This is a genomic window from Paraburkholderia hospita (assembly GCF_002902965.1).
Classification (GTDB): Bacteria; Pseudomonadota; Gammaproteobacteria; order Burkholderiales; family Burkholderiaceae; genus Paraburkholderia; species Paraburkholderia hospita.
Map to the genome: position 1 here is coordinate 1,930,238 of NZ_CP026105.1, position 18,299 is coordinate 1,948,536.

Annotated in this window: 14 protein-coding genes; 7 read left to right on the top strand and 7 right to left on the bottom strand. The window is 63.9% G+C overall.

Features of this window, described 5'->3' with window-relative positions:
• The first annotated feature begins 273 nt into the window (after positions 1-273).
• Positions 274-567 carry a GYD domain-containing protein gene (locus C2L64_RS08665; protein ID WP_007585937.1) on the top strand — a complete coding sequence of 98 codons (294 nt, stop codon included), beginning with the start codon at positions 274-276 and terminating at the stop codon, positions 565-567.
• A gap of 50 nt (positions 568-617) precedes the next feature.
• Here the strand turns inward: C2L64_RS08665 and C2L64_RS08670 are convergent, their stop codons facing one another.
• On the bottom strand, positions 618-1,241 hold the full coding sequence (locus C2L64_RS08670) for a trimeric intracellular cation channel family protein (RefSeq protein ID WP_007733189.1): 624 nt from the start codon (positions 1,239-1,241) through the stop codon (positions 618-620).
• A 258-nt stretch (positions 1,242-1,499) separates the two neighbouring features.
• Between C2L64_RS08670 and C2L64_RS08675 the strand changes: the two genes are divergently transcribed.
• Complete coding sequence (locus C2L64_RS08675) at positions 1,500-1,991, top strand: LEA type 2 family protein (RefSeq protein WP_090835336.1); 492 nt, start codon at positions 1,500-1,502, stop codon at positions 1,989-1,991.
• A 123-nt stretch (positions 1,992-2,114) separates the two neighbouring features.
• On the opposite strand, the gene C2L64_RS08680 is transcribed toward C2L64_RS08675, so the two are convergent.
• A complete protein-coding gene (locus C2L64_RS08680; protein WP_322789357.1) occupies positions 2,115-2,885 on the bottom strand; it encodes an SH3 domain-containing protein in 771 nt (256 codons plus the stop codon).
• Between the two features lie 157 nt (positions 2,886-3,042).
• Between C2L64_RS08680 and C2L64_RS08685 the strand changes: the two genes are divergently transcribed.
• The gene (locus tag C2L64_RS08685) at positions 3,043-3,261 is read left to right on the top strand and encodes a hypervirulence associated TUDOR domain-containing protein (protein WP_090835179.1); all 219 of its coding nucleotides are present in this window, start codon (positions 3,043-3,045) and stop codon (positions 3,259-3,261) included.
• A gap of 102 nt (positions 3,262-3,363) precedes the next feature.
• Here C2L64_RS08685 and C2L64_RS08690 read toward each other — a convergent pair whose 3' ends face one another.
• The 4 genes from C2L64_RS08690 to C2L64_RS08705 all read right to left on the bottom strand — a co-directional run bounded on the left by C2L64_RS08690 (position 3,364) and on the right by C2L64_RS08705 (position 9,229).
• Complete coding sequence (locus C2L64_RS08690; RefSeq protein ID WP_090835181.1) at positions 3,364-4,542, bottom strand: acetyl-CoA C-acyltransferase; 1,179 nt, start codon at positions 4,540-4,542, stop codon at positions 3,364-3,366.
• Positions 4,543-4,592: 50 nt separating this feature from the next.
• A complete protein-coding gene (pncA, locus tag C2L64_RS08695) occupies positions 4,593-5,219 on the bottom strand; it encodes a bifunctional nicotinamidase/pyrazinamidase (protein ID WP_090835186.1) in 627 nt (208 codons plus the stop codon).
• Positions 5,220-5,258: 39 nt separating this feature from the next.
• Positions 5,259-7,343, bottom strand: coding sequence for a 3-hydroxyacyl-CoA dehydrogenase NAD-binding domain-containing protein (locus tag C2L64_RS08700; protein ID WP_090835188.1), 2,085 nt, complete (start codon positions 7,341-7,343; stop codon positions 5,259-5,261).
• Between the two features lie 182 nt (positions 7,344-7,525).
• The gene (locus C2L64_RS08705; protein WP_090835190.1) at positions 7,526-9,229 is read right to left on the bottom strand and encodes a 3-(methylthio)propionyl-CoA ligase; all 1,704 of its coding nucleotides are present in this window, start codon (positions 9,227-9,229) and stop codon (positions 7,526-7,528) included.
• A 158-nt stretch (positions 9,230-9,387) separates the two neighbouring features.
• On the opposite strand from C2L64_RS08705, the gene C2L64_RS08710 reads away from it, so the two are divergent.
• The 4 genes from C2L64_RS08710 to C2L64_RS08725 all read left to right on the top strand — a co-directional run bounded on the left by C2L64_RS08710 (position 9,388) and on the right by C2L64_RS08725 (position 12,815).
• A complete protein-coding gene (locus C2L64_RS08710) occupies positions 9,388-10,944 on the top strand; it encodes a protein adenylyltransferase SelO (RefSeq protein ID WP_090835337.1) in 1,557 nt (518 codons plus the stop codon).
• A gap of 234 nt (positions 10,945-11,178) precedes the next feature.
• Complete coding sequence (locus C2L64_RS08715) at positions 11,179-11,709, top strand: septation protein A (protein WP_007585925.1); 531 nt, start codon at positions 11,179-11,181, stop codon at positions 11,707-11,709.
• 1 nt (position 11,710) lies between these two features.
• The gene (locus C2L64_RS08720) at positions 11,711-12,025 is read left to right on the top strand and encodes a BolA family protein (protein ID WP_007746662.1); all 315 of its coding nucleotides are present in this window, start codon (positions 11,711-11,713) and stop codon (positions 12,023-12,025) included.
• 10 nt (positions 12,026-12,035) lie between these two features.
• The gene (locus C2L64_RS08725) at positions 12,036-12,815 is read left to right on the top strand and encodes a peptidylprolyl isomerase (RefSeq protein ID WP_007585921.1); all 780 of its coding nucleotides are present in this window, start codon (positions 12,036-12,038) and stop codon (positions 12,813-12,815) included.
• Between the two features lie 999 nt (positions 12,816-13,814).
• On the opposite strand, the gene purL is transcribed toward C2L64_RS08725, so the two are convergent.
• Positions 13,815-17,894 carry a phosphoribosylformylglycinamidine synthase gene (gene purL / locus C2L64_RS08730; protein WP_079499554.1) on the bottom strand — a complete coding sequence of 1,360 codons (4,080 nt, stop codon included), beginning with the start codon at positions 17,892-17,894 and terminating at the stop codon, positions 13,815-13,817.
• Positions 17,895-18,299: the final 405 nt, after the last annotated feature.

Here is an 18,299-nt window from a genome sequence, read left to right on the forward strand (position 1 = left end):
CTTCACACCAGGTAGCGTCGCCTATACTTTTCAGGCAATCAGCCCGGCCGTGCGTGCAAGCAGCCGTCACGCGCAACGCGAAACCGGGCGCCACCAACCTGCGGCCACTCCTCCTCCCGCGCGAGCTCGCCGCGCCCCGGCCGCCTTGTCTTCCTTCCTCTTTGCCGCTTTATGCACGCATGGAAACGGCCCGCGCCGTGGATGCGTTCGCCTCTTCTACCGAGAGCCGACGCTACGCGCGCGGATCATCTGCATTCACTTCACGAGGACAACATGGCCACTTACCTCATGCTGGTCAACTGGACCGATCAGGGTGTGCGCACCGCGAAAGACACCGTCAACCGGGCGCGCGCGTTTCGCGAAGCCAGCAAGGCGATGGGCGTGACGGTCGGCACGGTGAACTGGACGCTCGGCGCGTACGACCTCGTGATCTCGTTCGACTCGCCTGACGACGAAACCACGACCCGTCTCGGCCTCGCGCTCGCCGCGCAAGGCAACGTGCGCACGGCGACGATGCGCGCGTTCAGCGAAGCGGAGATGGAAAAGATCGTCGGCGGTCTGAAGTAGCCGGGCCCCTCCCGCGCGGGTTGCTCGCAGCGTGTGCTCGCGCGCCGCAGTCAGAGCTGCGCGCGCGGCAGATGCCATCCATACGCCGCGGCAGCCACGCGCAATACGAAGCACGCGACGCCGCCCGCCACGCCCGCCATCGCCGGCGACAGTCCGAAGCGCCGCGCGATCAGCACCATGGCTGCGCCGAAGAACGCTGCCGTCGCGTAGATATCGGTGACGAGCACGGACGGAATGCGCGCGAGCAGCACGTCCTTGATAACGCCACCGCCGACACCCGTCACCGTGCCCATCAGCGCCGCGACGAACGGGCGGATCCGGTACAGCATCGCCTTTTCGACGCCCGCGACGGCGAACAGCGACAGGCCCGCCGCGTCGAGCACCATCAGCCAGAACTCGGGAAAGCCTTGCGCGTTGGTATGGAAGAGGAACGTGAGCAGGCCCGCGGCGAACGTCAACGCGGGATAGCGCCAGTCGCGGATCGCGTTGGGCGGCGTCGCGCCGATCAGCAGGTCGCGCGTCACACCGCCGCCGAGCGCCGCGACGAACGCGATCACCATCACGCCGAGCAGGTCGAGTCCGCTGTGCATCGCGGCCACCGCGCCCTCGATCGCGAAGATGAACGTGCCCGCGAGATCGGCGCCAAGAACGATAGTTTCGATTTTCGGTTTCATGCGGATAGTCGTGCGCTTGTCTTGCCCCCGGGACGAGCCGAACGGTACAACGAAACGGCGCGCGCTGGCATGCGTCCGGACCGTCCTGTTTCGGCGCAAACCAGCCGCACGCCGAGGGCGCCGCGATTGTCTCATCGCCGTGGCGACGGGCAAAGCGTGCCCGGCTTAGCCCACGATCGCGCCCGCTTCAGCGCCCTGCGCCGCTATAGTGCATACGACGCGCGCCATTCACGCGTCCCCTTCGAGAGGATCGAGACCATAACCGCCGACCGCGCCGCGCGCTTCGCCCGTTTTCTGCTCTTCTTCGTCGCGCTGCTGTCGCTTGGCGGCTGCGCGGGTATGTTCGGCGGCGATTCGCTGCGCGTGACCGTCGCCGGGATCGAGCCGCTCGCGGGCCAGGGAATGGAGATGCGCTTCATTCTGAAGCTGCGCGTTCAGAACCCGAACGAAACGCCCATCGACTACAACGGCGTTTCCGTCGAACTCGACCTGAACGGCAAGCCGTTCGCGAGCGGCGTCAGCGATCAGAGCGGCACCGTACCGCGCTTCGGCGAAACCGTGATCGGCGTGCCGTTGACGGTGGCCGCCTTCACCGTCGTCCGCCAGGCATTCGCATTCGCCGACAGCGCGCAGTCGGGCCAACTTCCTTATATGCTGCGCGGCCGGCTTGCTGGCGGCATCACGGGCGGCACGCGCTTCACCGACCAGGGCGCGCTATCGCTGCCGATGGGCAGCCTGAGCGGTCTGTAGTGCAACAAAAGGCTGCACACTGCCTCGCGATCAGTGATTCGTGCCTTCGTTGCCTTGTCCTGAAGGCGCTGGCGGCCGGGCGTTGCCACCGCCGCCCGGAGGCCCGGACGGATGTCCGCCGCCCTAGCCGGGCGACGGCCCCGAAGGACGCGCAACGGGCGCCGCGGCGGGTGGCCCGGCGGGACGACCACCGCCTTGTGGACGTCCTCCATCATGCGCAGGCGGCGGCCCAGCAGGATTGCCGCCCTGACCCGGCGGACGCCCGCCTTGCTGCGGGGGCGGCGCTTGGGGTGGACGACTGCCTTGCTGTGGCGGCGCTTGTGGCGGACGATCGCCTTGTTGCGGCGGCCCAGGCCGATGTCCATGCCCAGCGCCGGGTGGCCCAGGCGGAGGTGGCGACGTGGGCGACGTGGACGGCGGCCGGTTCCCACCGGCCGGCGGACGATTACCGCCCTGCGGCGGCGGTGGCGGACGGTGCGGCGGCGGCGGATGATTCGCCCAGCGGCCACGGTCGCCGTACCACGGGCGTCCGCGATAGTAATGGTCCCAGTAGGAGCCAATCGAAAACGTAATGAGCGGCAGGCCGATCGCCGTCCCGTAAGTCATGATGGGCACATTGCTGCCCTGATACGGATAGGTCAGATAGCCGCCATAGACCCACCCGCGCGCCTGCGCGATCGCCACGTCACACCATGTGTAGCCGCTCACGCATCCGTAGACGGCCACCGGTTGTCCAGCAGGCAATTGCGCGACGACCGGGTAATCCTGCGCCGGTCCTGCGTACAGGTAGACAGGCTGATTCGTGTAGGCCTGCGATTGCGCCGACGCCGCACCCGATGCGATCGACAGCGCCACTGCCCCCACGACAGCTACGCAAGCAACCCGCATTCGCATGATTGTTCTCCTTATCGTCTGGCGGATATGTTCGTGAAACGAGCAGCGAATTGTGTGCCTGACAGGCATCTGTCATCCATTGATGCCGCAGGAATGAGGCGGATACGGGAACAACGGATGCAGCATCCGCCTGCATTCAACCTGTCGGAAGCACGTCATGAAACACGATCTGAAACCGGGCGATCGCGTCAACTGGAACACGCCGCAGGGCATGACAACGGGCAAAATAGTCCGCGCGATCACCACGCACACGGAACTGGACGGTCATACGGTGGCCGCGTCGAAGAACGACGTGCATTACGAAGTCGAAAGCGAGAAAAGCGGCAAACGTGCTGTCCATCGCGCGGAAGCTTTGCACAAAAAGCCGAAGCACTGAAGCATGGCAAAGCCCGCGTAAGGTAAAGCCGACGCAAAAAAGCCCGCGCGCTTTCGCACGCGGGCTGTTATATCCGCAGATATTCGCTACGCGCAAGCGCGCTCAGACGACCTCGAACAAGCCCGCCGCGCCCTGCCCGCCGCCGATGCACATCGTCACCACGACGAATTTCGCGCCGCGCCGCTTGCCTTCGATCAATGCATGGCCCGTCAGACGCGCGCCCGACACGCCATACGGATGACCGACGGCAATCGCCCCGCCGTTGACGTTCAGGCGTTCGTTCGGAATCCCGAGCTTGTCGCGGCAATACAGCACCTGCACGGCGAACGCTTCGTTCAGTTCCCACAGACCGATGTCGTCGACCTTGAGACCTGCCTGTTTCAACAGCTTCGGCACGGCGAACACGGGGCCGATGCCCATTTCGTCCGGCTCGCAGCCCGCCACCGCGAAGCCGCGGAAAATACCGAGCGGCTGCAGGCCTTCGCGCTCCGCGACCTTCGCGTTCATCACCACGCACGCCGACGCGCCATCCGAAAACTGGCTCGCGTTGCCCGCCGTGACCACGCCGCCCGGCAGCGCCGTACGGATCTTCGATACGCCTTCGAGCGTCGTGTCGGCGCGGATGCCTTCGTCGGCGGCAATCGTCACTTCCTTCGTGAAGAGACGGCCGCTTGCCTTGTCGGCGATGCCGGCGAGCACCGTCATCGGAACGATCTCGTCGTTGAAGCGCCCCGCTTCCTGCGCGGCCGCTGCCCGCTGCTGCGACTGCACGCCGTATTCGTCCTGACGGTCCTTCGAAATCGAATAGCGTTTCGCGACGGTCTCGGCCGTTTGCAGCATCGGCCAGTAGATTTCCGGCTTGTGCTCCATCAGCCAGCCTTCACGCAGCATGTGCATGTTCATCTCATTCTGCACACACGAGATCGACTCGACGCCGCCCGCGACGAACACATCGCCCTCGCCGACCATCACGCGTTGCGCGGCGAGTGCAATAGTCTGCAGGCCCGACGAGCAGAAGCGGTTCACCGTCATGCCCGGCACGGTCACGGGCAGCCCACCACGCAGGGCGATCTGCCGCGCGATATTCGAGCCCGTCGCGCCTTCGGGGTTCGCGCAGCCCATGATTACGTCCTCGACGCGCGCCGGGTCGATCTTCGCGCGTTCGACGGCGGCCTGCGTCACGTGGCCGCCGAGCGTCGCGCCGTGCGTCATGTTGAACGCGCCGCGCCACGATTTGGCGAGACCCGTGCGGGCAGTCGATACGATTACGGCGTCAGTCATGCATGTCTCCTGCTAATTTCAAAGAGTGTGTGTGGTTCGCGTTGCGTGGCTCAGACAAGCAAGTCCGCCGATTGCACGCGTTCGACGCCCGCAGCGCGCATCTCGCGCCATGCGTTGTCGAGCGAACCGTTCAGATCGATTGCGCGGGTCGCGTCTTCGATGACGGCGACCTCGAAGCCCGCCGCGCGCGCGTCGAGCGCGGACCACGCGACGCAATAGTCGGTCGCCAGCCCGCAGCACCACACGCGCGTCACGCCCGTGTCGCGCAAATAGCCGGCCAGTCCCGTCGGCGTCGTGCGATCGGCTTCGAGAAACGCCGAATAGCTGTCGACGCCCGCGTGATGCCCCTTGCGAATCACGGCGCGTGCATGCGGAATGTCGAGATCCGCGTGCAGCGCAGCGCCAGGCGTGTTCTGCACACAGTGCGTCGGCCACAGCACCTGTTCGCCGTACGGCAGGGTCATCATCTCGAACGGCTGGCGGCCCGCGTGATTCGCGGCGAACGAAACATGCGACGGCGGATGCCAGTCCTGCGTCAGCACGACATGGCTGAAACGCCGCGCAAGCTGGTTCACGAGCGGCACGATTTCGTCGCCGCGCGCGACGGCGAGCGCGCCGTCCGGCATGAAGTCGTTCTGCACGTCAACGACGAGCAGAACTTCACTGGCATCTTTCATCACTGTTCCTGTTGTCTCGCGATGGCGGTGCGTGCGCGTTCAGCTAGTGAAGCCGCGTCCCTGCGCCGCGCGCTCGACGATGCCCGCTGCAATCTGCCAGGCGTCGCCGTTCGGTTGCGCCGCATAACGGCGGATCGCGCGCTCGACGTTGTAGAGGCCGACGGTGTCCGCGTACAGCATCGGGCCGCCGCGCCACAGCGGGAAGCCGTAGCCCGTCAGATACACCATGTCGATATCCGACGCCTTCGACGCGATGCCCTCTTCGAGAATCTTCGCGCCCTCGTTGACGAGCGCAAACACCAGACGCTCGACGATCTCATCGTCGGAAAGCTTGCGCCGTTCGACGCCGAGTTCCTTCGAATACGCGACGATCATCTCGTCGATCTGCTTCGACGGATACGCGTTGCGGTCGCCCGCCTTGTAGTCGTACCAGCCGCCGCCCGTCTTCTGCCCGAAGCGCCCCGTCTCGCACAGACGGTCGGCGATCTTCGAGTAATGCATGTCCGGGTGCTCCTGATAGCGCCGCTTGCGGATCGCCCAGCCGATATCGTTGCCTGCGAGGTCGCTCATGCGGAACGGGCCCATCGCGAAGCCGAACTTCTCGATCGCCTTGTCGACCTGCGCGGGCAGCGCGCCTTCTTCGAGCATGAAGAGCGCCTGGCGAATGTACTGCTCGATCATCCGGTTGCCGATGAAGCCGTCGCAGACTCCCGACACCACGGCCGTCTTTTTGATCTTCTTCGCAACCTTCATCACGGTGGCGAGCGCGTCTTTCGCCGTGTCCTTGCCGCGCACGACTTCGAGCAGCTTCATCACGTTGGCCGGGCTGAAGAAGTGCATGCCGACCACGTCCTGCGGACGCTTCGTGAACGCGGCGATCTTGTTCAGATCGAGCGTCGACGTGTTCGACGCGAGGATCGCGCCGGGCTTTGCGACTTCGTCGAGGCGCTTGAATACCTGCTCTTTGACGCCGAGTTCTTCGAATACGGCTTCGATGATGAGATCGGCGTCTTTGAGGTCGTCATACGAGAGCGTCGGCGTGATCGACGCCATGCGCTGCTCGAGCGCTTCCATCGTCAGCTTGCCCTTCTTGACGGTCGCCTCGTAGTTCTTGCGGATCGTCGCGATGCCGCGATCGAGCGCATCCTGCTTCGTTTCGAGCATCATGACGGGCAAGCCCGCATTGATGAAGTTCATCGCGATGCCGCCGCCCATCGTGCCCGCGCCGATCACGGCTACCTTTTTGATGTCGCGCACGGGCGTGTCGGACGGCACATCGGGAATCTTGCTTGCCGCGCGCTCGCCGAAGAATGCGTGGCGCAGCGCCTTGCTTTCGGGCGTTTGCACGAGCGCGAGGAAACATTCGCGCTCCACCTTCATGCCTTGCTCGAAGCCTTTGAGTACGCCCGCTTCGACTGCGTCGATGCACTTGTGCGGCGCGGGGAAGTTCTTCGCGATGGCCGCGACGCTATTGCGCGCGAACTGGATGAAGCCCGCCGCATTCGGATGCTCGATCTTGCGGTCGCGAATCTTCGGGTACGGACCGCTCTGCGCGCCGACCTTGCGCGCGAACGCGAGCGCGCCTTCCAGCAGATCGCCTTCGATCAGTGCATCGAAAATCGGCGTGCCCGCGAGCTTCTCGGACATCACGGGCGTGCCCGACACGATCATGTTGAGCGCAGCTTCCAGTCCAAGCGCGCGCGGCAGACGCTGCGTGCCGCCCGCGCCTGGCAGGATGCCGAGCTTCACTTCGGGCAGCGCGATCTGCGCGCCGGGCGCCGCCACGCGATAGTGCGCGCCGAGCGCAAGTTCCAGGCCGCCACCCATCGCGACGCTGTGGATCGCCGCGACCACAGGCTTCGCGCTGCCTTCGACGGCCTTGATGACCGTCATCAGCGTCGGTTCCTGCAGCGCTTTCGGTGTGTTGAATTCGGTAATGTCGGCGCCGCCCGAGAAGGCCTTGCCCGCGCCCGTCAGCACGATCGCCTTGATGGCGGGATCGCCCAGCGCGCGCTCGACGCCTTCGATGATGCCCGTGCGCGTCGACAGGCCGAGGCCATTGACGGGGGGATTATTCAGCGTGATGACGGCGACGCCGTCGTGTGTCGTGTAGTCCACTGCCATCTGCCTGCCTCCATGCGATGCGGACGCGCCTGATATGCGCAGCTCGGGTGGGAACACCCGGACCATTGTCCGCTGATTCGCTGTTCGTTTGCGATAGCAGGCAGAATACACAAAAAAGCACGCTCGTTCAATTTGAACTTCAATTTGAACGATACGTGCTGTGATAGGCGTAAACCCGAGGTCTACGACAGATCGGTTCTCGCGTGCCGGACGGCGTCCGCTTCTTCCTCGTCGAACGGGCAGTCTTCGATAGCGAGCGCTGACGGCAGTACGTGATCGCGGAAGCGCTCGCGCAGCTTGAGTTTTTGCAGCTTGCCCGTCGCCGTATGCGGCAGTTCGTCGACGAATACGACGTCGTCGGGAATCCACCATTTCGCGACTTTGCCTTCGTAGAACGCGAGCATCTCGTCGCGCGTCACGTCGGCGTCCGGCCGCTTCACGACGACGAGCAGCGGCCGCTCCGTCCACTTCGGATGCGAGCACGCGATGCACGCCGCCTCCGCTACCGCAGGATGCGCAATCGCGACGTTCTCGACGTCGATCGAACTGATCCACTCGCCGCCCGACTTGATCACGTCCTTGCTGCGGTCGGTAATGTTCAGGAAGCTGTCCTTGTCGATCGTCGCGACATCGCCCGTCGGGAACCAGCCATCGACGAGCGGCGACGCATCGCTGCGGAAGTACCGGTCGATCACCCACGGCCCGCGCACGTGCAGGTCGCCGAAGGCGACGCCGTCCCACGGCAGGTCGTGCCCGTCGTCGCCGACAATCTTCATGTCGACGCCGTACATCACGTGGCCCTGCTTTTCGCGCAGCTTGCGCTGCTCGTCGGGCGAGCGCTGCGACTGCTCCCATGTGAGCTTCGCGAGCGTGCCGAGCGGCGACATCTCCGTCATGCCCCACGCGTGAATCACCTCGACGCCGTAGACCTCCTGGAACATCTTGAGCATCGCGGGCGGACACGCGGAACCGCCGATCACCGTACGCTGCAGCGTCGAAAACCTCACGCCCGCTTCGCGCAAGTGGTTCAGCAAGCCGAGCCACACGGTCGGCACGCCCGCCGAATACGTGACGCGCTCCGCTTCCATCAACTCATACAGCGACTTGCCGTCGAGATCCTTGCCCGGGAACACGAGCTTCGCGCCCGTCAGCGGCGCGGAGTGCGGAATGCCCCATGCATTCACATGGAACATCGGCACGACGGGCAGCACGGAATCGCGCGCGGACAGGCCCATCGCATCGGGCAGCGACGCGCCGAACGCGTGCAGCACCGTTGAGCGATGCGAGTACAGCGCGCCCTTCGGATTGCCCGTCGTGCCCGACGTATAGCAAAGGTTGGATGCGCAACGTTCGTCGATTTCCGGCCAGTCGAACTCGCCGTCGTGCTGCGCGAGCAACGATTCATAGCTCGACGCGGCCGTCGACATGCGCGGCATGTGCGCTTCGTCCGTCATTGCGATCCAGCCGCGCACGTTCGGACACTGCGGCGCGAGCACATCGACGAGCGCGGCGAACGTGATGTCGAACAGCACGTAGCGGTCGTCGGCGTGATTGACGATATAGGCGATCTGATCGGGAAACAGGCGCGGATTGATCGTGTGGCACACGGCGCCGAAGCCCGTCGTGCCGTAGTACGTTTCCAGGTGCCGGTAGCCGTTCCATGCCAGCGTGCCGATCCGGTCGCCTGCTTCGACGCCAAGTGCGATCAGCGCCTGTGCGAGCTGCTTCGCGCGCTTCTCGCAATCGCGGTACGTGTAGCGATGCACGTCGCCCTCGATGCGCTTCGACACGATCTCCGTCGTGCCGAAATGGCGGGACGCATGCGCCAGCAGCGAGGAAACCGTCAGCGGCACGTCCATCATCTGTCCATAGAGCGGCGTCGTCATACGCGGGTGTCTCCCAGAGGTGTGATGTTGTGTTGTCTCGTGTTGTTATTCGACATCGATACGCGCTTCTCTATACGCTTCGATATGCGCTTCGGATGCGCGCGCTGCAGCGCGGCAGGCGCGGAATTACAATATCGGTTAATAAAGAGGCGCTCAATATGTCGTTTTCCCCATGCAATGCAGGGTTTTCGGGTTCCATGTCGACGGCCGCAGGCGCGATCGACAACCAGCGTGAAGGCAGCTTCGCCGCGCTCGGGAACGTCTTCCTGACTCGCCTGCCAGCGGCGCCGTTGCCGGCGCCGTATGTCGTCGGCTTTGCGCCCGATGTCGCGGCGATGCTCGGCTTCGATGCGTCGCTGGCGAGCGCGCCGGGCTTCGCCGAGTTCTTTTCGGGCAATACGACGCGGGATTGGCCGGCGGCTTCGTTGCCGTATGCGTCGGTGTATTCGGGGCATCAGTTCGGCGTGTGGGCAGGCCAGCTCGGCGACGGACGCGCGCTCACGCTCGGCGAAGTCGAGCACGATGGCAAACGCTTCGAGCTTCAACTGAAAGGCGCCGGGCGCACGCCCTATTCGCGCATGGGCGATGGACGCGCGGTGCTGCGCTCGTCGATCCGCGAATATCTGTGCTCGGAAGCGATGCATCACCTCGGCATTCCGACCACGCGCGCGCTCTGCGTGACGGGCTCCGATCAACCCGTGCGCCGCGAAGAGATGGAAACGGCCGCCGTCGTCACGCGCGTGTCGCCAAGCTTCGTGCGCTTCGGGCACTTCGAACATTTCTACGCGAACGATCGTGTCGATGCGCTGCGCGCGCTGGCCGATCAGGTGATCGACCGCTTCTATCCGTCGTGCCGCGACGCCGACGATCCGTATCTCGCGCTGCTGAACGAAGCCGTGCTGTCGACGGCCGATCTGGTCGCGCAATGGCAGGCGGTCGGTTTTTGCCATGGCGTGATGAACACGGACAACATGTCGATTCTCGGCCTGACGATCGACTATGGTCCGTTCGGCTTCATGGATGGCTTCGACGCGAATCACATCTGCAACCACTCGGACTCGCAAGGCCGTTACGCGTACCGGATGCAGCCGCAGATCGCGTACTGGAACCTGTTCTGTCTCGCGCAAGGTTTGCTTCCGCTGTTCGGCGAACGTTACGACGATGCGCAGCGCAGCGAGCGCGCGGTGCAGGACGCACAGCGCGTACTCGAAGGCTTCAAGGCGCGCTTTGCTCCCGCGCTCGAAGCGCGGATGCGCGCGAAGCTCGGCCTCGAAACCCAACGCGAAGGCGACGACGCGATCGCGAACAAACTGTTCGAGATCATGCATGCGAACCGCGCAGACTTCACGCTGACGTTCCGCAATCTGTCGAAACTGTCGAAGCACGACGCGAGCGGTGATACGAGCGTGCGCGACCTGTTTCTCGACCGCGCCGCGTTCGACGCCTGGGCGACCGACTATCGGGCGCGGCTGGTTCACGAGACACGCGACGACGCCGCCCGCGCCGAAGCGATGAACCGCGTGAATCCGAAATACGTGCTGCGCAATCACCTGGCCGAGGCGGCGATCCGCCAGGCGAAGGAAAAGGATTTCTCCGAAGTGGAACGCCTTGCGACCGTGCTGCGCCGCCCGTTCGACGAGCAACCCGACTATGAAGCCTATGCAGGACTGCCGCCCGACTGGGCGTCGTCGCTGGAAGTGAGCTGTTCGTCCTGAGCCGGCGGCCGTTCGCGCGTGGCCGCGTCGACGGGCTTCTACGACTGCATCAACCCGGCTGCGCTACAATTCGAGCCCAGATAGCGTCGCGTGCGGTCTGATCGTCATGCCGGCGTGGCCAGCGTTTTTCGGACGGATCGGACTGGCTCTCACCGCCATTGCGCCGATCTTATTCGAACCATTGCAGACAGCGCGCACGATGCGCACAACACTCTCCGGATTCCCAACCCGACAATGAAATTCCTGTTCGATCTGTTTCCGATCATCCTGTTCTTCGTCGCGTACAAGGTGTGGGGCATTTTCACGGCGACGGCCGTTGCGATCGCCGCCACGCTCGTCCAGATCGCGTGGGTCGCGTTCCGGCACCGCAAGGTCGACCCGATGCTGTGGGTGAGCCTCGGGGTCGTCACCGTGTTCGGCGGCGCGACGCTCGTGCTGCACAACGACACCTTCATTAAATGGAAGCCGACCGTGCTGTACTGGGCGTTCTCGGTGGCGCTGGTGGTGTCCGCGCTGGCGTTCAACAAGAACCTGATCGAAGCGATGATGGGCAAGCAGATCCAGTTGCCGCATCGCATCTGGGGCCAGCTCAACTACGTGTGGGCGATTTTTTTCGTGCTGCTCGGCATTCTCAATCTGTTCGTCGCGTTCAACTTTTCGACCGATGCGTGGGTGAACTTCAAGCTGTTTGGCGCGACGGGGTGCCTGGTCGTGTTTATCGTCGGGCAGAGTTTGTGGCTGTCGAAGTATATGAAGGAAGAGTGACATGAACGACGACGTTTTCCTGCACGCGAGTCCTGCCGAACGGCTCGCGCTGATCGAAGCGCGAGTCACAGCGGCGCTTGCGCCCGTCGACTCGATCACCGTGCGCGACGACAGCGCGCTGCATGCGGGTCATGCGGGCGCATCGGCGGGCGGTCACTACGCGGTGACGATCGTGGCCGCCGCCTTTGCTGGCAAGGCTCGCGTGGCGCGGCACCGCATGGTGTATGATGCGCTGGCCGATGCCATGCAGCGCGGCATTCACGCTCTCGCCATCACGGCTTACACGCCAGAAGAATTCAATTTGCTGTCCCGTTAGGAAACTTCCGATGACCTTGAAAAACACCCGCTACTGGGTCTTGCTGGCTGCATTTGCGGCCGCACCTGCATTCGCACAGAACATCGCCGTCGTGAACGGCACACCGATTCCGAAGTCGCGTGCCGATGCGCTGGTTGCCCAACTCGTGCAGCAGGGTCAACAGGATTCGCCGAAGCTGCAACAGGCCGTTCGTGAAGAACTCGTGAACCGTGAAATCCTGATGCAGGAAGCGATCCGCGAAGGCATTCCGTCGAAGCCGGACGTCAAGGCGCAGGTCGCGGTTGCGCAGCAGACTGTGGTGCTGCGTGCGTTGATCGAAAATTTCGTGAAGAAGAACCAGCCGACGGATGCCGAAGTGAAGGCGAAGTACGATGAACTGGTCAAGCAGATTGGCGGCAAGGAATATCACCTGCACCACATCCTCGTCGACAACGAGCAGCAGGCGAAGGATCTGATTGCGAAGATCAAGGCTGGCGCGAGCTTCGAAGACCTCGCGAAGCAGTTCTCGAAGGACCCGGGATCGGGCAAGAATGGTGGCGACCTCGACTGGTCGGATCCGAAGGCTTATGTGCCTGAGTTTGCCGCTGCCGCGGAGAAGCTGCAGAAAGGTCAGATGACGGATGCGCCGGTGCATACGCAGTTTGGGTGGCATATCATCCGCGTCGATGATGTGCGGCAGACGCCGCCGCCGCCGTTCGAGCAGGTTAAGGCTCAGATCGCGCAGCAGATGCAGCAAGAAAAGCTGCAGGCCTTTGAGGAGGACCTTCGGTCCAAGGCTAAGGTGCAGTAAGGGTTTTTTTGCGTGCGTCCGCACGGGAGGGCCGCCTTTGGGCGGCTTTTTGTTTTTGTGGGTCTTGGGTTTTTGCTGCGCGTGCTTTTGTTGGTGTGGTTTTGGTTTTGGTTTTGCGTCGGCATTTCGCGTTGGCGGCTCTTCGCGGCGCGGGCGGTTTGGTTGGGCTGGCCTTTGCGCTGGCATCCGAGGTTTGCCTTCGTGCTTCATGCGTTGCCGGTCGGTGTTTTTGGCCTTTGCGCTGGCATCCGCGTTTTGTTAGCTTGCTTCAAGCGTCGCCCCTGTGCGGGGCGGCACCTACTTTTCTTTGCCGCCGCAAAGAAAAGTAGGCAAAAGAAAGCGGCTCACACCGCCAGTTCTTGTGTTTGCTTGAGGGCCCCCAACCGGTCTTATGCTTCACACGACACCGCGTTCGTTCACGCGCGTTGCCAACGCTTTGAATAAACGCCTCACCCGCTTCACATTCTCATGCACTGGCTAGCGGCAGCGAATGATATGTGCCGCCCAGGTGGCAAACTGTGTGTAGGTTGTCGCGTCGTATAGCTTGGCGCTCATACATGGAGGTATTCACGCGCTATCGGTCCGGAGTGAGCTGTGTGTAGTGCTACGGCCTACACACAGTTTGCCACCTGGGCGGCAGAGGAATATCTGACACGGCATGCTGCAACGCGGGCGCATGAAGCGGGTGAGGCATCAATTCGGAGCGTTGGCAACAAACATGAGACACGTGATTGCCGTGTGAAGCGTGGGACCGGTTGGGGGCCCTCAGGCAGGAACAAGAATTAGCGGTGTGAGCCGCTTTCTTTTGCCTATTTTTCTTTGCGGCGGCAAAGAAAAGTAGGTGCCGCCCCGCACAGGGGCGACGCTTGAAGCAAGCTAACGAATCGCGGATGCCAGCGAAAAGGCCAAAAACACCGACCGGCAACGCCTAAAGTACAAAGCCAAACCGCGGACGCCAGCGAAGAAACAGAAACCCCAACGCCCGCGCAGGGCAAAACATCACCCAAGCCACTTCCGTGCATTCTGAAACACCCGCATCCACGGGCTGCCATCCGTAGCACTTTGCTTCCATGCATCCGGATGCCAGCTCATCTGCACATTGCGATGCACCCGCTCGGTGTGCGGCATCACCACAGTAAACCGCCCATCAGGCGTAGTGACAGAAGTAATCCCAGCCGGCGACCCATTCGGATTGAACGGATACTGTTCAGTCGACTGCCCACGATGATCGACATACTTCATCGCAACAGCCACACGCCCCATATCCCCCTGCTGCGAGAAGTCCGCAAAACCCTCGCCGTGCGCAACGGCAACAGGAATCCGCGAGCCTTCCATGCCGGCAAAGAAAATCGACGGCGACGACTGCACTTCGACCAGCGAGAAGCGCGCTTCGAATTTCTCCGACTTGTTGCGCGTGAACTTCGGCCACGCATCCGCGCCAGGAATCATCGACGCGAGACTGCTCATCATCTGACAGCCATTGCAGATCCCAAGCGCGAACGTGTCATTGCGACCAAAGAACGCAGCAAACATATCGGCAAGCTGCGCGTTGAAGCGAATCGTCTTCGCCCAGCCCTCACCCGCGCCCAGCACGTCACCGTATGAGAAACCGCCACACGCAACAGCACCCGCAAAATCAGCAAGCGTCGCGCGGCCGGACAGCAGGTCGCTCATGTGAACGTCGTGCGCATCGAAGCCGGCGCGGTCGAACGCATACGCCGTTTCGAGGTGCGAGTTCACGCCCTGCTCCCGCAAAATCGCGACGCGCGGACGCGCGCCCTTGCCGATGAACGGCGCAGCGACATCCTCGACGGGATCGAACGACAGATGCGGCTGGATGCCAGGGTCCGACGCGTCGAGCAACGCATCGAATTCCGCGTCGGCGCACGCGGGGTTGTCACGCAGACGCGAGATACGCCAGCTCACTTCGCTCCACGTGCGATGCAACTCGGCACGCGGCGCGTCGAAAATCTTCTTCGCGTCGCGGTAGATTTCGACCATGTCGCGCTCATTCGGCTTGCCGACCACATGCGAGCACGCCGACAGGCCATGTTCACGCAGTACCGCAAGCACCGCGTCGCGATCGCCGGCACGCACCTGGACCACCGCGCCGAGTTCTTCGTTGAAGAGCGCGCGGATCGTGCGGTCTTCGCGGCGACCACTGGTCTGCTTCGCCCAGTCCTTCGCGTCGCCGTAATCGAATTCGTGATTGGGGTCGAGCGTCAGCATGTCGACGTTCAGCGACACGCCCACGTGGCCCGCGAACGCCATTTCGCAAACGGTCGCCCACAGCCCGCCGTCCGAGCGGTCGTGGTACGCGAGCAGCTTGCCGTCCGCGTTGAGCGCCTGGATCGCCGCGAAGAAGCGCTTCAGATCTTCCGGATCGTCGACGTCAGGCACCGTGTCGCCGACCTGCTGCGTCACCTGCGCGAGAATACTGCCGCCAAGGCGATGCTTGCCACGACCCAGATCGATCGCGATCAGCACCGTCTCGCCCGCTTCCTTCAGGCTCAGCAGCTGCGGCGTCAGATGACGGCGCACGTCTTCGACGGGCGCAAATGCCGAGATGATCAGCGACACGGGCGCGACCACTTCCTTCTCGACGTCGCCGTCCGCCCACTTCGTGCGCATCGACAGCGAATCCTTGCCGACAGGAATACCGATACCGAGCGCCGGGCACAGTTCCATGCCGATCGCCTTCACCGTGTCGTACAGCGCCGCGTCTTCGCCCGGGCTGCCGCATGCCGCCATCCAGTTCGCCGACAGCTTCAGTTTGTCCAGCGACGCAATCGGCGCCGCCGCAATATTCGTCACCACTTCGCCGACGGCCATGCGCCCCGACGCGGGCGCGTCGATCACGGCGAGCGGCGTGCGCTCGGCCATCGTCATGGCTTCACCGCGGAAGCCCGCGTAATCGACCGTCGTGATCGCGCAGTCGGCGACAGGCACCTGCCACGGGCCGACCATCTGGTCGCGCGCCGTCGTGCCGCCCACCGAGCGGTCGCCGATCGTGATCAGGAACGACTTGCTTGCCACGGTCGGATGACGCAGCACGTTGACGGCCGCCTCGTGCAACGCGACGTGCGTGACGTCGACGGGCTGCAGCGGCGTCGATACGCGCGTCACGTCGCGGTGCATGCGCGGCGGCTTGCCGAGCAGGACTTCCATCGGCATGTCGACGGGCTGGTGCGCGCCCGCGTCCGTCAGGTCGGCGTCGATCAGCTTCAGCAGCCGCTCTTCGGTCGCCGTGCCGACGACCGCGAACGGGCAACGCTCGCGCTCGCAGATCGCCGCAAATTCTTCGAGGCGCGACGGCGGAATGGCCAGCACGTAACGCTCTTGCGCTTCATTCGACCAGATTTCGCGCGGCGACAGTCCGCTTTCTTCCAACTGGACCTTGCGCAGCTCGAACAGCGCACCCTTGTCCGCACCGTCGACGAGTTCCGGGAACGCATTCGACAAACCGCCCGCGCCGACGTCGTGGATGCTCAGGATCGGATTGCCCGCGCCGAGTTGCCAGCACGAGTTGATCACTTCCTGCGCGCGTCGCTCGATTTCCGGGTTGCCGCGCTGGACGGAGTCGAAGTCGAGTTCGGCTGTGTTCGTGCCCGTCGCCATCGAGCTCGCCGCGCCGCCACCCATGCCGATACGCATGCCGGGACCGCCGATCTGGATCAGCAGCGAGCCGGCGGGCAGATCGTGCTTGTGCGTGTGCTGGTCGGAGATGTTGCCGAGGCCGCCCGCGATCATGATCGGCTTGTGATAGCCGCGCACGCGGCCCGCAACGTTCTGCTCGTACGTGCGGAAGTAGCCGCCGAGGTTCGGACGGCCGAATTCGTTGTTGAACGCGGCGCCGCCGAGCGGCCCGTCGATCATGATCTGCAACGGCGACGCGATGCGGTCCGGGCGGCCGTACGTGTCGAACTGGTCGGCAGCGTTGCGATGACCGATAGGCTGCGTGGTGTCGCGGGCGTTTTCCCACGGCTCGCGCGCGTCGGGCAGATCGAGGTTCGACACCGTGAAACCCGTCAGACCCGCCTTCGGACGCGCGCCGCGGCCCGTCGCGCCTTCATCGCGGATTTCGCCGCCCGCGCCCGTTGCGGCGCCCGGGAACGGCGAGATGGCCGTCGGGTGGTTGTGCGTCTCCACCTTCATCAGCGTATGCGTCAATTCGGTGTGACGGCCATAGCGCTCGCCCGGCTCGCTGGCGTCGTCTGCCTTGCGCGGGAACCAGCGCTCGGCCATGCCGCCCACCATGATCGACGAGTTGTCCGAGTACGCGACGATCGTGCCTTGCGGGTTGAGCTTTTCGGTGTTGCGGATCATGTTGAACAGCGAGATGTCCTGCGCCTCGCCGTCGATCGTCCAGCTTGCGTTGAAGATCTTGTGGCGGCAGTGCTCGCTGTTGGCCTGCGCGAACATCATCAGTTCGACGTCGGTCGGATTGCGGCCGAGCTTCGTGAAGGCGTCGACGAGATAGTCGATTTCGTCCTCGGCGAGCGCCAGGCCCAGTTCCGTGTTCGCCTGCTCCAGCGCCTTGCGGCCGTCCGTCAGCACCGCGACCGTTTGCAGCGCCTTGGCGGGCAGTTCGTCGAACAGGTGCATCGCGTGATCGCGCGACGGCGCGACGCTTTCCGTCATCCGGTCATGCAGCGCCGCGACGACGGCGGCACGCGCCTCGTCCGACAGCGCCTTCTTGCCGCCGAGCAGCCCGCTTTTCAGCACGACCGTGTACTCGATGCCGCGCTCGATGCGCCGCACATGCGTCAAGCCGCAATGAAGCGCGATGTCCGTGGCCTTGCTCGCCCACGGCGACACGGTGCCAAAGCGCGGCACGACGAGGAAGGTTTCGACGGCACCCTTGTCCTTGCCGGCGTCGAACGGATCGCCGTAATGCATCAGCGCTTCGATCTTCGCGCTATCTTCCGCGGCAAGCGGCGTCTGCGAGTTCACGAAATGCAGATACTGGCCGCGCACGCCGACGATGTTGGTGTCGATGCGCGACAACGTGTCGAGCAGGCGGGTTTGACGGAAATCGGAGAGGGCCGAAGCGCCGGGGAAACACGAGAAGTGAGCCATGGACTTGACGTTGCGTCGATCGGTTGCGTCGCTGGGTGCCGCGCGCGATTGCTTTGGCAACCGCTCGGACAGTCGCGCGTGGAGGCGACGTGAGGCGTAAGGAAGTCCAGGATTATAACCCGGGAAGGCCCGGCAGACCTGCCCCACATGACGCTCCGCGCGCTTTGGCGGCGTGTCCCTGATGGCTGCATGCCTCGCCGGCAATACGCCGCGCCATTTTGAGATGCGTTTCTGGCCGTTCGTGGTAGGCGAATTGCGCGTTCCTTCTCGCCGCTTATCCCGCGCGTGCACCGCTGTCGAGCGATGCGTCCTGCGCCGAACGGCAGCGTGCCGAACGGGTCGTTTGACTGATATCATTCGGCCTTTCATCAGATCGGTGCAGCATCGGCTGTCGCGCTGCGCCGC

Bases quoted from the DNA above. Each gene is read 5' to 3' on its own strand.
- C2L64_RS08670 (WP_007733189.1), bottom strand. From the start codon at position 1,241: ATGAAACCGAAAATCGAAACTATCGTTCTTGGCGCCGATCTCGCGGGC.
- C2L64_RS08705 (WP_090835190.1), bottom strand. From the start codon at position 9,229: ATGACGACGCCGCTCTATGGACAGATGATGGACGTGCCGCTGACGGTT.
- C2L64_RS08720 (WP_007746662.1), top strand. From the start codon at position 11,711: ATGAACGACGACGTTTTCCTGCACGCGAGTCCTGCCGAACGGCTCGCG.
- C2L64_RS08665 (WP_007585937.1), top strand. From the start codon at position 274: ATGGCCACTTACCTCATGCTGGTCAACTGGACCGATCAGGGTGTGCGC.
- C2L64_RS08710 (WP_090835337.1), top strand. From the start codon at position 9,388: ATGTCGTTTTCCCCATGCAATGCAGGGTTTTCGGGTTCCATGTCGACG.
- C2L64_RS08685 (WP_090835179.1), top strand. From the start codon at position 3,043: ATGAAACACGATCTGAAACCGGGCGATCGCGTCAACTGGAACACGCCG.
- purL (WP_079499554.1), bottom strand. From the start codon at position 17,894: ATGGCTCACTTCTCGTGTTTCCCCGGCGCTTCGGCCCTCTCCGATTTC.
- C2L64_RS08715 (WP_007585925.1), top strand. From the start codon at position 11,179: ATGAAATTCCTGTTCGATCTGTTTCCGATCATCCTGTTCTTCGTCGCG.
- C2L64_RS08680 (WP_322789357.1), bottom strand. From the start codon at position 2,885: ATGCGAATGCGGGTTGCTTGCGTAGCTGTCGTGGGGGCAGTGGCGCTG.
- C2L64_RS08700 (WP_090835188.1), bottom strand. From the start codon at position 7,343: ATGGCAGTGGACTACACGACACACGACGGCGTCGCCGTCATCACGCTG.
- C2L64_RS08725 (WP_007585921.1), top strand. From the start codon at position 12,036: ATGACCTTGAAAAACACCCGCTACTGGGTCTTGCTGGCTGCATTTGCG.
- C2L64_RS08690 (WP_090835181.1), bottom strand. From the start codon at position 4,542: ATGACTGACGCCGTAATCGTATCGACTGCCCGCACGGGTCTCGCCAAA.
- pncA (WP_090835186.1), bottom strand. From the start codon at position 5,219: ATGAAAGATGCCAGTGAAGTTCTGCTCGTCGTTGACGTGCAGAACGAC.